Source organism: Enterobacter sp. IF2SW-B1, from assembly GCF_001743375.1.
Classification (GTDB): domain Bacteria; phylum Pseudomonadota; class Gammaproteobacteria; order Enterobacterales; family Enterobacteriaceae; genus Enterobacter; species Enterobacter bugandensis.
In genome coordinates, this window is the sequence record NZ_MJAA01000010.1 from 85,632 (window position 1) to 100,450 (window position 14,819).

Annotated in this window: 17 protein-coding genes; 11 read left to right on the forward strand and 6 right to left on the reverse strand. The window is 52.9% G+C overall.

Translation table 11 applies throughout. The annotated features are described in order from the left end of the window. The first annotated feature begins 2 nt into the window (after positions 1-2). The 6 genes from rlpA (at position 3) to lipA (ending at position 5,986) form a co-directional block, all read left to right on the forward strand. The gene (gene rlpA, locus A6013_RS19250) at positions 3-1,112 is read left to right on the forward strand and encodes an endolytic peptidoglycan transglycosylase RlpA (protein ID WP_028012337.1); all 1,110 of its coding nucleotides are present in this window, start codon (positions 3-5) and stop codon (positions 1,110-1,112) included. 139 nt (positions 1,113-1,251) lie between these two features. Continuing rightward, positions 1,252-2,463: a D-alanyl-D-alanine carboxypeptidase DacA gene (gene dacA / locus A6013_RS19255; protein WP_028012336.1), complete on the forward strand. Its 1,212-nt coding sequence runs from the start codon at positions 1,252-1,254 to the stop codon at positions 2,461-2,463. 105 nt (positions 2,464-2,568) lie between these two features. After that, the gene (ybeD, locus tag A6013_RS19260; RefSeq protein ID WP_003858718.1) at positions 2,569-2,832 is read left to right on the forward strand and encodes a DUF493 family protein YbeD; all 264 of its coding nucleotides are present in this window, start codon (positions 2,569-2,571) and stop codon (positions 2,830-2,832) included. A 94-nt stretch (positions 2,833-2,926) separates the two neighbouring features. Beyond that, entirely contained in the window at positions 2,927-3,568 is a 642-nt protein-coding gene (lipB, locus tag A6013_RS19265; protein ID WP_028012335.1) for a lipoyl(octanoyl) transferase LipB, read from the forward strand. A 291-nt stretch (positions 3,569-3,859) separates the two neighbouring features. Further along, on the forward strand, positions 3,860-4,813 hold the full coding sequence (locus tag A6013_RS19270; RefSeq protein WP_041910920.1) for a YbeF family transcriptional regulator: 954 nt from the start codon (positions 3,860-3,862) through the stop codon (positions 4,811-4,813). A 207-nt stretch (positions 4,814-5,020) separates the two neighbouring features. Continuing rightward, positions 5,021-5,986, forward strand: a complete 966-nt coding sequence (gene lipA, locus A6013_RS19275; protein ID WP_028012333.1) for a lipoyl synthase — start codon at positions 5,021-5,023, stop codon at positions 5,984-5,986. An 81-nt stretch (positions 5,987-6,067) separates the two neighbouring features. Here lipA and tatE read toward each other — a convergent pair whose 3' ends face one another. After that, complete coding sequence (gene tatE, locus A6013_RS19280; protein ID WP_028012332.1) at positions 6,068-6,268, reverse strand: twin-arginine translocase subunit TatE; 201 nt, start codon at positions 6,266-6,268, stop codon at positions 6,068-6,070. 125 nt (positions 6,269-6,393) lie between these two features. Beyond that, positions 6,394-7,182: a deaminated glutathione amidase gene (locus A6013_RS19285; RefSeq protein WP_069733584.1), complete on the reverse strand. Its 789-nt coding sequence runs from the start codon at positions 7,180-7,182 to the stop codon at positions 6,394-6,396. A gap of 67 nt (positions 7,183-7,249) precedes the next feature. Here A6013_RS19285 and crcB point away from each other — a divergent pair, with 67 nt between their 5' ends. Beyond that, positions 7,250-7,633 (forward strand): fluoride efflux transporter CrcB, encoded by a 384-nt coding sequence (gene crcB, locus A6013_RS19290; protein WP_041910922.1) that lies wholly within the window; start codon positions 7,250-7,252, stop codon positions 7,631-7,633. 218 nt (positions 7,634-7,851) lie between these two features. Here crcB and cspE read toward each other — a convergent pair whose 3' ends face one another. Beyond that, complete coding sequence (gene cspE, locus A6013_RS19295; RefSeq protein ID WP_002439184.1) at positions 7,852-8,061, reverse strand: transcription antiterminator/RNA stability regulator CspE; 210 nt, start codon at positions 8,059-8,061, stop codon at positions 7,852-7,854. 190 nt (positions 8,062-8,251) lie between these two features. After that, on the reverse strand, positions 8,252-8,869 hold the full coding sequence (pagP, locus tag A6013_RS19300; RefSeq protein ID WP_048956861.1) for a lipid IV(A) palmitoyltransferase PagP: 618 nt from the start codon (positions 8,867-8,869) through the stop codon (positions 8,252-8,254). A 393-nt stretch (positions 8,870-9,262) separates the two neighbouring features. Between pagP and dcuC the strand changes: the two genes are divergently transcribed. After that, positions 9,263-10,630, forward strand: a complete 1,368-nt coding sequence (dcuC, locus tag A6013_RS19305) for an anaerobic C4-dicarboxylate transporter DcuC (RefSeq protein ID WP_028012328.1) — start codon at positions 9,263-9,265, stop codon at positions 10,628-10,630. 94 nt (positions 10,631-10,724) lie between these two features. After that, on the forward strand, positions 10,725-11,534 hold the full coding sequence (gene rna, locus A6013_RS19310) for a ribonuclease I (RefSeq protein WP_069733585.1): 810 nt from the start codon (positions 10,725-10,727) through the stop codon (positions 11,532-11,534). On the opposite strand, the gene A6013_RS19315 is transcribed toward rna, so the two are convergent. After that, positions 11,528-12,148, reverse strand: coding sequence for a flavin reductase family protein (locus tag A6013_RS19315; RefSeq protein WP_047367723.1), 621 nt, complete (start codon positions 12,146-12,148; stop codon positions 11,528-11,530). The genes rna and A6013_RS19315 overlap by 7 nt on opposite strands. Before the next feature lie 270 nt (positions 12,149-12,418). Here A6013_RS19315 and rnk point away from each other — a divergent pair, with 270 nt between their 5' ends. Continuing rightward, positions 12,419-12,829: a nucleoside diphosphate kinase regulator gene (rnk, locus tag A6013_RS19320; protein ID WP_028012325.1), complete on the forward strand. Its 411-nt coding sequence runs from the start codon at positions 12,419-12,421 to the stop codon at positions 12,827-12,829. A 123-nt stretch (positions 12,830-12,952) separates the two neighbouring features. Here the strand turns inward: rnk and A6013_RS19325 are convergent, their stop codons facing one another. Beyond that, the gene (locus A6013_RS19325; RefSeq protein WP_069733586.1) at positions 12,953-14,191 is read right to left on the reverse strand and encodes a zinc-dependent alcohol dehydrogenase; all 1,239 of its coding nucleotides are present in this window, start codon (positions 14,189-14,191) and stop codon (positions 12,953-12,955) included. Between the two features lie 181 nt (positions 14,192-14,372). On the opposite strand from A6013_RS19325, the gene uspG reads away from it, so the two are divergent. Beyond that, positions 14,373-14,801 carry a universal stress protein UspG gene (gene uspG / locus A6013_RS19330; RefSeq protein ID WP_028012323.1) on the forward strand — a complete coding sequence of 143 codons (429 nt, stop codon included), beginning with the start codon at positions 14,373-14,375 and terminating at the stop codon, positions 14,799-14,801. Positions 14,802-14,819: the final 18 nt, after the last annotated feature.

Below are 14,819 nucleotides of genomic sequence, written 5' to 3' on the forward strand. Positions count from 1 at the left end.
GAATGCGTAAGCAGTGGCTGGGTATCTGCATTGCGGCAAGTTTACTTGCGGCCTGTACAAGTGATGATGGTCAGCAACAGGCAACCGTCGCGCCGCCGCAGCCTGCGGTGTGTAATGGCCCAATCGTTGAAATTAGCGGTGCCGATCCCGTTTATGAACCGCTGAATGCCAGCGCGAATCAGGATTACGAGCGCGACGGCAAAAGCTACAAAATTGTGCAGGATCCGTCCCGCTTTAGCCAGGCTGGCTTTGCCGCCATTTATGATGCTGAGCCGGGCAGTAACCTGACGGCATCGGGTGAAACATTTGACCCAATGCAGTTGACTGCGGCGCACCCGACGCTACCTATCCCTAGCTACGCCCGTATCACCAATCTGGCGAACGGCCGTATGATCGTCGTTCGTATTAACGACCGCGGCCCGTACGGTAATGACCGGGTGATTTCCCTGTCCCGCGCGTCTGCCGATCGCCTGAATACCTCGAACAACACCAAAGTTCGCATTGACCCAATTATCGTGGCGCAGGATGGTTCGCTCTCCGGGCCGGGAACCGCGTGTACCACGGTGGCGAAACAGACCTATGCCCTCCCCGACCGCCCAAATCTGGACGGCGGCATGGGAAGCGTCTCCTCGCCGGCAGAGCCTTCTCAGCCGGCGGGAGAAATACGCCCAATCAGCAATGACACCCTGCAAAGCGATGATGCCACTGGCGCACCGGTAAAAAGCAGCGGCTTCCTTGGCGCACCAACGAACTTAGCCTCGGGCGTGCTGGAGAGCAGTGAGCCGACGCCAGCCCCTGTTGCCGCCCCCGTCGTGCAGCAGCCTGCCCCGGTAACGGCTCCGGTCACGACCCAGAGCGCAGCCGTTGCCGCTCCCGCAGCAGCCAGCGGCGGCTTTGTCGTCCAGGTGGGCGCAGTGAGCGATCGGGCCCGTGCCCAGCAGTATCAGCAGCGTCTAAGCCAGCAGTTTGGCGTGCCTGGACGCGTTGAGCAAAACGGCGCGGTCTGGCGTATTCAGATGGGGCCGTTTGCCAGCAAGTCGCAGGCGGCATCCCTGCAGCAGCGTTTGCAGAGCGAGGCACAGCTGCAGTCCTTTATCGCTGTTACGAAGTAATTAATCGGCGGTATCCGAAATGTCAGTTTGTGTAAAACACATTCACAAACTCATGCTTAAAGTCTTATGCCTGCCTGAATAGCATTTGCTATAGTAAGGCACTTTTTTTAATTCCATCACGGATGTCGTAGTTCTGACCATGAAGACCACTTTTTCTGCTCGTTTTGTGCAGCGCATGGCGCTGACCACGGCCCTTTGCGCGGCTGCACTCTCTGCAGCTCATGCTGATGACCTGAATATCAAGACCATGATCCCTGGCGTTCCGCAAATCGACGCGGAATCCTACATCCTGATCGATTACAACTCTGGCAAAGTGCTGGCAGAACAGAATGCCGATGCCCGCCGTGACCCGGCCAGCCTGACTAAAATGATGACCAGCTACGTCATCGGCCAGGCAATGAAAGCCGGTAAGTTCAAAGAGACGGATCTGGTCACCATCGGCAACGATGCGTGGGCTACCGGGAACCCTGTTTTCAAAGGTTCCTCGCTGATGTTCCTGAAACCAGGAATGCAGGTTCCGGTTTCTCAGTTAATTCGTGGCATTAACCTGCAGTCCGGTAACGATGCCTGCGTGGCCATGGCCGATTTCGCCGCCGGTAGTCAGGATGCGTTCGTGGGCCTGATGAACAGCTACGTAAATGCCCTGGGTCTGAAGAACAGCCACTTCCAGACCGTACACGGTCTCGATGCAGACGGTCAGTACAGCTCCGCGCGTGATATGGCGCTGATTGGTCAGGCGCTGATCCGCGACGTACCTAACGAGTACTCTATCTACAAAGAGAAAGAGTTCACCTTCAACGGCATTCGTCAGACCAACCGTAACGGCCTGCTGTGGGATAACAGCCTGAACGTTGACGGCATCAAAACCGGCCACACCGACAAAGCCGGTTACAACCTGGTAGCCTCTGCCACTGAAGGCCAGATGCGCCTGATCTCTGCCGTGATGGGCGGTCGCACCTTTAAAGGTCGCGAAACCGAGAGTAAGAAGCTGCTGACCTGGGGCTTCCGTTTCTTCGAAACCGTGAACCCGCTGAAAGCAGGCAAAGAATTTGCTTCTGAACCCGTCTGGTTCGGCGATAACGATCGTGCTTCTCTGGGCGTGGATAAAGACCTCTACCTGACCATTCCACGCGGTCGTATGAAGGATCTGAAAGCAAGCTATGTGCTCAACACCACCGAACTGCATGCCCCGCTGCATAAAAACCAGGTGGTGGGTACCATCAACTTCCAGCTGGACGGTAAAACGATCGACCAGCGTCCACTCGTGGTATTGGAAGAAATTCCTGAAGGCAATTTCTTCGGCAAAATCATTGATTACATTAAACTGATGTTCCATCACTGGTTTGGCTAAAAATCGAACACTTGAAAGTGTGATTTTGATCCCCATATACTAAGTATCCTGATAACTCCCACCTGACGTGGGAGTTATTCTTTTTGACGTTACGCCGGAGCTGACATGAAAACCAAACTTAACGAACTGCTTGAATTCCCTACCCCGTTTACCTACAAAGTAATGGGTCTGGCGAAACCTGAGCTGGTTGATCAGGTGGTTGAAGTGGTACAGCGCCATGCGCCGGGTGACTACTCTCCGTCAGTAAAACCAAGCAGCAAGGGCAACTACCACTCGGTTTCTATTACCATCACTGCCACACATATCGAGCAGGTTGAGACGCTGTACGAAGAGCTCGGCAATATCGAAATCGTTCGTATGGTGCTGTAGTCCCTTTGCGGTTACCCGGTTTACCGGGTAACCCCTCTTCCCCGCTGTGATATACTCCCCCTCATCTTTTGTTTCTCGTCTTCGGAGACGCGTTTTGTATCAGGATAAAATTCTGGTCCGTCATCTCGGGCTGCAACCTTATGAGCCTGTCTCTCAGGCTATGCACGAGTTCACCGATTCACGCGATGACACAACCCCTGATGAGATTTGGCTGGTCGAACATCTGCCGGTATTTACGCAGGGCCAGGCGGGAAAAGCGGAACACTTATTAATGACGGGCGATATCCCGGTGATCCAGAGCGATCGTGGCGGACAGGTGACTTACCACGGTCCGGGTCAGCAGGTCATGTACGTCCTGCTTAATCTGAAGCGCAGAAAGCTTGGCGTACGTGAGCTGGTGACGTTACTGGAACAGACCGTCGTCAACACGCTGGCGGAGTATGGGATTGACGCGCATCCGCGTGCCGATGCGCCGGGCGTCTACGTTGGCGAAATGAAGATCTGTTCTCTGGGGCTACGTATTCGTAAAGGTTGTTCCTTCCACGGTCTGGCATTGAATATTAATATGGATCTTACGCCTTTCCAGCGCATAAACCCCTGCGGCTACGCCGGCATGGAAATGACGCAAATGCGCCAGTGGGTCGATACCGCTACGCCAGAAAATATACGTCCCGTGCTTCTGAAGAATGTGTTAGCGCTACTTAACAATCCCCCGCACGAATATATCCCTGCTTAATATATCATCCAGAATGGCTCGATAATTTGACGGGCCACTGTTTATTTACCGCTTTTACGCTTTACAATAATCCGCAGATTCTATATTTTCGAAGCGCCCGAATATTGCCCTTACATATTATTTAGCCTCCGGACAGCACGGCATACACAGGCTAAGTAACTTGAGTGATAATCACACAACTGTTTGTTTTTGATAAACAAGTGGAACAAAAGCAACACTTTACGAATCTCTACAAGCATAATAAATAAATTGAACTATCATTCATGTTGTGAATGTATACGGAGTGAAAGCGTGGAGTATAATAATTTACCAGCCAAACGCCTGAATGACCCTGGTGGCGAAGATAAGCCGCAAATTTTTCGGACTTTACGTAATATTGATCTCAATTTACTGACTATTTTTGAGGCAGTATATGTCCATAAGGGTATCGTTAATGCTGCGAAAATTCTTAATCTCACGCCATCGGCAATAAGTCAGTCAATTCAAAAGCTACGGGCTATATTTCCCGACCCCTTATTTATCCGTAAGGGCCAGGGCGTCACGCCAACGGCCTATGCGACACATCTCCACGAATACATCAGCCAGGGGCTGGAGTCGATTCTGGGTGCACTGGATTTAACCGGAAGCTATGACAAACAGAGAACCATCACCATCGGCTGCTCCCCTTCTGTCGGCGTGCTGGTGATGCCCGCGATCTTCCAGGCCGTGAAAGAGCATGCGCCTCAGCTTCTGCTTCGCAATGTGCCTCTTAACGAACCTGACGTTCAGCTTGCTCAGTTCCAGACGGACCTGGTCATCGAAAGCGGCAGCTTTAGCGCCCGAGCGCTGGGGCAAAATGTGCTTTACGCCGATAACCTGGTGCTGGTTTGCCGCAAGCAGCACCCCGTCCTCAGCGAGCCGTTATCCATTGAAAACCTGCGCAACTACGACCACTCGTCTTTCATGACCGAAGGACAGTCTAACCACGCTCTGCGTCAGCGTATTGACGAAATTTTCCCGGAACGTCAGATCAGTTTCAGCAGTTACAATATGTTCACCACCGCATCCCTGATTGGTAGCAGCGATATGCTGTGCATCATGCCTTCACGCCTGTATAACCTGCTGCGGAAATGCTGGCCGCTGGAGAGTATTCCGCTTAGCCAGCTCAATGCAGAATCTATCGAGATTTCACTGCATTACAACAAGCTCAGCTTGCGCGATCCGGTACTGGAAAACGTCATCCGCATTATCCGTCAGGCCTTCTGACAGAGCGTACCCGTACACGTCCCTGCCGCTCGCAGGGCAAAAGGCACAAAACAACAACTATTTTACAAATTGGCGACCTGGCAGGCTGCTTTAACGCCCCTATAAATGATATACTGCCTGTCGTTCGTTCAAAAATAGTTGATAAATACAACATTCCCTTGAATTGAAACGCTTTCCTTCGATATTCGCAACTGGAACACGCACGCTATGAGTAAACCCATTGTGATGGAACGCGGTGTTAAATACCGCGATGCCGATAAAATGGCCCTTATCCCGGTTAAAAACGTGGCTACAGAGCGCGAGGCGCTGTTAAGAAAACCGGAATGGATGAAAATCAAACTTCCGGCAGACTCTTCGCGTATCCAGGGGATCAAAGCGGCGATGCGTAAGAATGGCCTTCACTCTGTTTGTGAAGAAGCCTCTTGCCCGAACCTTGCTGAATGTTTCAATCACGGCACCGCGACGTTTATGATTCTGGGTGCCATCTGTACCCGCCGCTGCCCATTCTGCGACGTGGCGCATGGCCGCCCGGTGGCCCCCGATGCCAACGAGCCGCAAAAACTGGCGCAAACCATCGCCGACATGGCGCTGCGTTATGTGGTTATCACCTCCGTTGACCGCGACGATCTGCGTGATGGTGGTGCTCAGCACTTCGCTGACTGCATTACTGCCATTCGCGAAAAAAGCCCGAACATCAAAATCGAAACGCTGGTTCCTGACTTCCGCGGCCGTATGGACCGCGCGCTGGATATCCTGACCGCGACGCCGCCAGATGTGTTTAACCACAACCTGGAGAACGTTCCGCGTCTTTACCGTCAGGTGCGTCCGGGAGCCGACTACAACTGGTCTCTGAAGCTACTGGAGCGCTTTAAAGAAGCACATCCGCATATCCCGACCAAGTCAGGTCTGATGGTTGGTCTGGGTGAAACCAATGACGAAATCATCGACGTCATGCGCGATCTGCGCCGCCACGGTGTGACCATGTTGACGCTCGGCCAGTATCTGCAGCCAAGCCGTCACCACCTGCCGGTACAGCGCTACGTGAGCCCGGATGAATTTGACGAGATGAAAGCCGAAGCGCTGGCGATGGGCTTTACCCACGCGGCTTGTGGTCCGTTTGTTCGTTCTTCTTACCATGCGGATATGCAGGCGAAAGGCGAAGAAGTCAAATAACGCCGTAATATTCATTTACAGTAATGCAAAAAAACCGGCCTCATGAGCCGGTTTTTTTTCGCAAGCCCTCAGGCATTGCCGTTACTCTTTGTGGGAAAGCTTCTCTGCCGGGATGTCGTCAGCGCTTTTCTTCGCGGCTGCGTCATCGTCGTTCATCGCTTTCTTGAAGCCTTTGATGGCAGCCCCCAGGTCACCACCCAGCGTGCGTAACTTCTTGGTACCAAACAGCAGGACGACCAGTGCGGCAACCACCAGCAGTTTGGTAATACTAATCTCACCCATAGATACCTTCTTTACTTAAAACAGGCTGCATTCAGCGCCAAAACCCGATCGTATTAACGGTCATTTGGCGCGTGCACACAATAGCAATCTGTAACAAGGTGAATCAAGCATTGTTGAAAAAAACATCACAATAATTGCGGTGGCGCAAAGCGACGGTTGCGAAGAACAGGTAATTGCTGACGCGCAAGCGCAACTCTTTCTAAAATTATCTCCGCTATCAGCATAACCGGCGCTTCCGCTGCGGCGGCAATCGTCACTCCCAGGGGATCAACCACCCTGCTCTGCCCGATGTTTTTATTGCCGCACTCCCCGGCGGCAACAACATAACAGGTCGTGTCCAGCGCGCGTGCCGAAAGCAGCGTAGCCCAGTGATGCTCTTTTAGCGGCCCCTTAACCCATGCGGCGGGCAATACCAGCACCTCCGCCCCCTGCAGCGCCAGATGCACCGCCAGCTCAGGGAATCGCAGGTCATAGCAGGTCATCAACCCCACCTTAAACCCGTCGATATCAATGAGCGGTGGGACGACATCTCCCGGATCAACGCGTCGCGACTCCTGGATGCTGAACGCATCATAGAGATGAAGCTTGGCGTAGCGCGCAATAATGGCACCGTCACGGATAGCCACCAGCGTATTCACTGCGCGGCCCGGCGTTGAGGGAACGTGCACGGTTAAGACGGTGGTCATCGTACTGCCTACGCTCTGGGCGAGCAGCTGTTGTAAAAATTCGCCGTCAAGGGCCTGTGCGGACTTCACGGACAAATCCGGGTCGTTATCATCCCTTGCCAGCAACGCCTCAGGAAGCACCAGCAGCGACGCGCCTTTCTGTCGGGCCTGTATCATCAGGTTAACGCACTGCACTGCGTTAACCCGCCAGTCAGGCGTGACCGCAAACTGCCCTACCGCAACATACATATTTGTCCCCTCATTATAAACAGCGTTAAACTCGCTACTCTTACACATCAAATAGCAGGTATTTAGCGTGTTACAACTCCTTTTAGCTGTTTTTATTGGTGGAGGCACGGGGAGCGTTGCGAGGTGGTTACTGAGTATGCGGTTTAATCCCCTGCACCAGGCGATTCCATTAGGAACGCTGGCCGCCAACCTGATTGGTGCTTTTATTATTGGTATGGGGCTGGCCTGGTTTAACCGGATGACGCACATCGATCCTATGTGGAAAGTCTTGATTACCACCGGCTTCTGCGGCGGTTTGACGACCTTTTCAACCTTTTCCGCGGAAACGGTTTTTCTCTTTCAGGAAGGTCGTATCGGCTGGGCGCTGGTGAATATCGCGATCAACATGATCGGATCTTTCGCGATGACGGGGATCGCATTTTGGCTTTTTTCCTCTGTAAGCACGCATTAACTGCCGGAGCGTTAATGTTGGCTTAATTTTTCTCTGTCACTCTGAAGGCAATACTGAACGAGGGTGACAAATGAAACAGAGTCTGATGAGCGCAGGCATGGTGTTGTTGAGCGTACTGATCGTGGCCAGCTTCCTGAAAATTTACCTGCTTGGCTGATTCATAACGAAAAAAACCCGCTCAATGAGCGGGTTTTGAAATTCTTGCTGACGCGTCTGAATTACAGAGCGATTACGTTAGCAGCAGAAGGGCCTTTGGCACCGTTAGTGATTTCGAACTCTACACGCTGACCTTCAGCCAGAGTTTTGAAACCATTAGACTGGATTGCAGAGAAGTGTACGAACACGTCTTTGCTGCCATCTTCAGGAGTAATGAAACCGAATCCTTTGGACTCATTAAACCACTTAACGTTACCTTTAATCTTAGACATCAAAATTACCTTTACATTAAAAAACGACACAAATGCTGTGTCGGTTACCAGTACATCAATTGTGGGACCTTTTGTCCAGCGGATCTTTGACAAAAAGTGACTAAAGTCGCGTTAATTTTCACTGACAGATTTTTATCGCTTACGAATCAACGGCTGCACGTTTTTCCACCACCAGGTAATGTTTTGTCAGTTAAAACTGAAAACGCATCCAGGCGAAGTAAACGTTACCGTTGTTATACGTTCCCGGAATGTAGGTCATCTGGAACGTTGCAGGGCCGTAACCAACAGAGGCCAGAGGCAGCAATACGGGGATCGGAATGTACTTCCAGTTGTCGCGCGCGGTCACCCCGGCGGTATAGCCCAGACCAACGTGGAAGTTCTCATCCGCCAGCGGGCGCCAGGTTTTTTCCCAGCCGTAGCCGCCAATCGGTTCCCACTTGTTAAAGGAGTCTTTGAAGGCCATCAGGTAGATGCCATGCCAGTTTCCTTTTTCATCCCAGCGCGACTGACCAAAACCCGCTCCCCAGGGACGCTCGTTGTATTTATCCGTTTTCTCTTTGTCGTAAGCAAAGCGCGCATGCCACGTTATTGCCGGGACATAGAGATCATAATGTTCAGGCGCTGACCAGGTCTGCGAAACATTATCCGTAAAAGTAGAGAACCAACCTTTATCCGTCGCGTTGTTCTCTGCCTGTGCAACAGAACAAAACGTTAACTGGCCAATAATAAACAATAAAATAGAGAAAAAAGTATTACGTACAATCACAATGCAATTACCATTCTTGATATTCGAGGCAAAGTTTAACATAGAATAATTGAACCAAGCCTTAACGGCATCACCCCTACTCTTAAATATCAGGCCGCTTTTCGGGAATATTCTTAAAGCGGCGTTCTGCTTATCCCGAATAAACCCACATCATGTACGCCTAATGTCTGTTAACGGTCTCCAGTACTAACAGGCCAGACCACACAAAAGTTTAACATTTTGTTATCATTACATAGACATGTTACGCTGTCTTTGCCGGTCAAGATCCTTATGACATAAATGCCTTACCCATGGCAAAAACGCTGTTATGCTGTTCGTTAGTCGTCTGTTTATTGATTTTAGTCAGCAAGGGCGGGCCATTAATTCGGCACATTTTCATCCTTCATTTTTATATTAATTTTTTATATCTCAGGGCAGAAAGACACAGGGGAAATCATGCTTACGTTTATCGAACTCCTAATTGGGGTCGTCGTCATTGTGGGTGTAGCTCGCTACATCATTAAAGGATACTCAGCCACGGGCGTTTTATTTGTCGGTGGTTTAACGCTGCTGATAATCAGCGCAGTAATGGGTCATCAGGTTTTACCTGCCAGCGCAGCCAGCACGGGCTACACCGCCACGGATATTGTTGAATATATTAAAATCCTGCTCATGAGCCGCGGTGGCGATCTGGGTATGATGATCATGATGCTGTGCGGTTTTGCAGCCTATATGACCCATATCGGCGCGAACGACATGGTTGTGAAGCTTGCCTCGAAACCCCTGCAGTACATTAACTCGCCGTATCTGTTGATGGTTGCCGCCTATTTCCTCGCCTGCCTGATGTCGCTGGCCGTTTCATCGGCAACCGGGCTTGGCGTACTGTTAATGGCCACGCTGTTCCCGGTGATGGTAAACGTGGGGATCAGCCGTGGGGCAGCGGCGGCAATTTGCGCCTCCCCGGCGGCCATTATTCTCTCCCCGACGTCAGGTGACGTTGTGCTGGCGGCGAAAGCAGCCGAAATGTCGCTTATCGACTTCGCCTTTAAAACCACGCTGCCGATCTCGATTGTCGCCATTGTGGGAATGGGTATCGCGCATTTCTTCTGGCAGCGCTATCTCGATAAAAAAGAGAACATCAGCCATGAAATGATGGATGTAAGCGAAATCACCACCACGGCGCCGGCGTTCTATGCCATTTTGCCGTTCACGCCGATTATCGGCGTGCTCATTTTTGACGGGAAATGGGGCCCGCAGCTGCACATTATTACTATCCTGGTTATCTGTATGCTGTTAGCCGCTGTGCTGGAGTTCGTGCGCGGTTTCAACACCCAAAAAGTCTTCTCCGGCCTTGAGGTCGCGTATCGCGGTATGGCAGATGCGTTTGCTGGCGTGGTGATGCTGTTGGTTGCAGCAGGTGTCTTTGCCCAGGGTCTGAGCACGATCGGCTTTATCCAGAGCCTGATCTCCATCGCCACATCGTTTGGCTCGGCCAGTATTATCCTGATGCTGGTCCTGGTGGTACTGACCATGCTGGCAGCAATGACCACCGGTTCCGGGAATGCGCCATTTTACGCCTTCGTTGAGATGATCCCTAAGCTGGCTCACTCGTCCGGTATCAACCCGGCTTATCTTTCCATTCCCATGCTCCAGGCCTCAAACCTGGGTCGTACCATCTCGCCTGTCTCAGGCGTGGTGGTAGCGGTCGCCGGGATGGCCAAAATCTCGCCGTTTGAAGTGGTGAAACGCACGTCAGTGCCGGTGCTGGTTGGGCTAATCATCGTCATTATTGCTACCGAAGTGCTGGTTCCCGGCGCCGCCTAAGTGAAATTCCTGATTACCTAAAAGCGCCTGCGGGCGCTTTTTGTGCTTTAATAACCCACAAAAATGAATTGCGCACAACCAATCAGGAAATCACATGTTCAGGAAGGATATCGTTATCCCGTCTGGCGCAGTAGCGCTTGCACTCAGTCTCTTCTCAGCACAGGCCGACCCCCTCAAGGCCACGCAGTACGGCGATTTCGATCGCTATGTGCTGGCTTTATCCTGGCAAACGGGATTTTGTCAAAGCATGGTCGAGCGTAACCGCAATGAACCGGATGAATGTCGTCTGCAAAAAGAGCGCGACAATAAAACCGATTTTCTGACCGTTCACGGGCTATGGCCCGGCCTGCCGAAATCCATTGCCGCACGCGGCGTGGATGAACGTCGATGGATGCGGTTTGGCTGCGCCACGCGCCCTATCCCGAACATGCCGGAAGTGAAGGCCAGCCGCAAATGCGCAGCAGCCGAAACCGGGCTGTCGCTTTCCGGCGCGGCTAAGCTGAACGAGGTCATGCCGGGCGCGGGTGGAAACTCCTGTCTGGAACGTTACGAATATGCCAAACATGGCGTCTGCTTTGGTTTTGATCCCGATGCCTATTTCGGCACCATGGTGAGAATGAATCAGGAAATGAAAAACAGCGCCGTCGGTCATTTCCTTGCGGAAAATTACGGTAAAACCGTCAGCCGGAGTGATTTTGACAACGCCGTTGCCAAAACCTGGGGCAAGGAAAATATCAAAGCCTTCAAGCTGACCTGCAACGGTAATCCGGCGTATCTGACCGAGATGCAAATTTCACTCAAAGCAGACACCATTAACGCCCCGCTTTCTGCGACATCCTTTGTTCCGCAGCCGCATCCAGGCAACTGCGGAAAACAATTTGTCATTGATAAGGCCGGTTACTGATCGCCCACCACCGGCCGCACCATGTCAAACCGGTGTTCGTCACTTATGCCATAGTAAGCCGTCGGCCCACCCGCACGCAGGATGGGCTGCGCTTTCGCCGTCTGGTATATCCCCTCTTCCAGCAGCGTTTCGGCAATATGGATCCCGACCACTTCTCCCAGCACCAGCCAGGTATCCACCGGCGTACCGTCGGCGCCGGTAAGCTGAATGCACTGAGACAGGCGGCACTCAAAGTTGACCGGGCTTTCCGCCACGCGAGGGGCGCTCACCAGCTGGCTTGCCGCAGGTGTTAATCCGGAAAAGGTAAATTCGTCCTGGTCGTGAGGCAGCGTGGCAGAGGTCTGATTCATCGCTTCCGCAAGATCGCGCGTTGCCAGATTCCAGACAAACTCCTTTGTTTCAACAATATTACGCACGCTGTCCTTCCAGCCGTTGCTGGAAAAGCCAATGATCGGCGGGCGATAGTTAAAGCAGTTGAAGAAGCTATACGGCGCAAGGTTGAGCTGACCGGCCTGGTCGCAAGAGGAGATCCAGCCAATCGGACGGGGGCCGACAATGGCATTCAGCGGGTCATGCGGCAGGCCATGCCCCTGAGACGGTTGGTAGAAGTACATAGCGCTCTCTCGTTGGTAAGGGCTGCGGCGAATGATGTTTCGCGCAGCGCCCGGGTTCAGAACATACAGCGTAACGCAATCCGCCAGGAATGAAGACTGAATAAATTTCAGTGAAAATTCATATGGCACATGAATGTGACCTTCATCACTTCAAACTTGCGCGTTCAGCCAGTATCATCGGGAGAGTTAAACCCTCGCTGCCAGACGGCGAGGGTTTTCTTTTGGATTGGTTTCTGCGTTAGACGCAGCATTAACGACATGGAGTAAAAAATGTCCAGACCTACAATCATCATCAACGAGCTCGACGCAGAACGTATCGACAGGCTGCTGGAAAAAGCAGAATTCGCCTCACTTCCGGTGGCCGATGCCCTGAATGAGGAACTCGACCGGGCGCAGATGTGCACACCTGAGACGATGCCGCATAACGTGGTCACCATGAACAGCCAGGTGAAATTCCGCAACCTGACCACCGGTGAAGAACTGACCCGCACGCTGGTTTACCCGGCTCAGATGACCGACAGCAGCGCACAGCTTTCTGTTCTGGCCCCTGTGGGGGCCGCACTGCTGGGGCTGCGCACGGGAGATACCATCCACTGGGACTTGCCGGGCGGTGCCTCCACCCATCTGGAAGTGCTGGAGCTGCTCTACCAGCCAGAAGCCGCGGGCGATTACCTGCGTTAATGTCATTCTGAATAAACGCGATCCGCGTTGCACAGAGGATGCGCCTGCATCCTCTTTCCGAACATCTTCACCCGATTGCGCTACATCGCAGGACAGTACCTTTAATGCCACCGGCGAGTGACCTCACACCACGCCGCCCGGGAACGCATTTACCAGGCCCTTCACTTTTTGCTCAGCGGCCTCAGGCGTTTCCGCGCCGGGCACCAGAATCACCTTCCGGCACTCCTCCTCCCGTTTTTCGAAAATCTTATAGGCACGTTCCGCATCCGTCAGGGGGAGATAATGCGTCACAATCTCTTCCGGCGTCAGCAGCCCTTTTTCGATCAGCGGTAACAGTTCGCCCAGCCAGGCGTGGACGTGCGTCTGGCCCATCTTAAACGTCAGCCCTTTATCGAAGGCATCCCCAAACAGGAAGCCATGAATAAACCCGGCATACACGCCAGGTACGCTGACCACCCCGCCGCGCCGGACGGCAGCGATACACTGACGCAGCGCTTTGCCGCTGCTGCCCTCAATTTTAAGGTTGCTGAGGATCGTCTCCGTGGTGCTGCCCTTGGCTTCGAACCCGACGGCATCAATGACGGCATCGACACCCCGCTGCCCGGCGGTTTGCTCGATTATCTTTTCCGCCGCGTCGTTATCATCATCAAAATTGATGGGGATAGCACCGTAGCGCGCCTCGGCAAACCGCAGCCGATAGGGGTGATGGTCGATAACAAAAATCTGCTCAGCCCCTAACAGCCGTGCGCAGGCAATCGTCAACAACCCCACCGGACCGGCACCGAAAACGGCGACGCTGGAGCCTTTTTCAATCTGCGCATTTTTTGCCGCCTGCCAGGCGGTGGGTAAAATATCAGAAAGAAACAGGGCCTTATCATCGGAGAGCAGCTGCGGCACCTTAAACGGTCCGACGTTGCCTTTCGGCACGCGCACATATTCCGCCTGTCCTCCCGGCACGCCGCCGTAGAGATGGCTATAGCCAAACAGCGCTGCCGGCGCGGGAATTTGCTTTTTGTTCAGCGCAGCGCCCTGCCCGGCATTGGTATTCTCACAGGCAGCGTACTGCTGCAGACGGCAAAAGAAGCAGTCACCGCAGGCGATGACAAAGGGGATCACCACGCGATCGCCTTTTTGCAGGTCCTTTACCTCTCGTCCGCACTCGACGATCTCGCCCATAAATTCATGTCCAAAAATGTCGCCGTGCTGCACCTTTGGGATCTTTCCACGATAGAGATGCAGGTCGGAGCCGCAAATCGCCGTGGCCGTGACGCGCAGGATGATATCGTCGGGCTGTTCAATGATGGGATCGGGGACATTCTCAACGCGAACATGGTGCGGACCGTGGTACGTGAGTGCTTTCATGCGACCTCCGAAAGGTTTCAGGTAAGTTTATAAAGGGTAGCTACCCCTGAAAGTCTGCCGGGAAATACGCGCCTTTTGAGATTTATCCTGGCGAGAGAGGAAAAGTGCCGAAGCGCTTACAGAAACCATTCATATTTTGTGGTTGAATGTATCCAGCGTTTATAAACAAGGAGAAACGGTTATGTATAAGACAATCATTATGCCGGTTGATGTTTTCGAAATGGAACTGAGCGACAAAGCTGTTCGCCACGCGGAATTCCTCGCGCAGCAGGACGGAATTATTCATCTTTTACACGTCTTACCGGGCTCTGCCAGCCTGAGCCTGCACCGCTTTGCCGCCGACGTGCGTCGCTTTGAGGAGCACTTACAGCACGAAGCCGAAACGCGGCTTCAGACCATGGTCGGACATTTCAGCATCGACCCTTCCCGCATCAAAACCCACGTCCGGTTCGGTAGCGTGCGCGATGCCGTCAATGAACTGGCCGCGGAGCTGAATGCAGACGTGGTGGTGATCGGTTCACGTAATCCTTCCATTACCACTCACCTGCTGGGGTCGAACGCTTCCAGCGTGATCCGCCACACCCATATTCCGGTGATGGTGGTCCGGTAAATACCAACAAAAAACCCC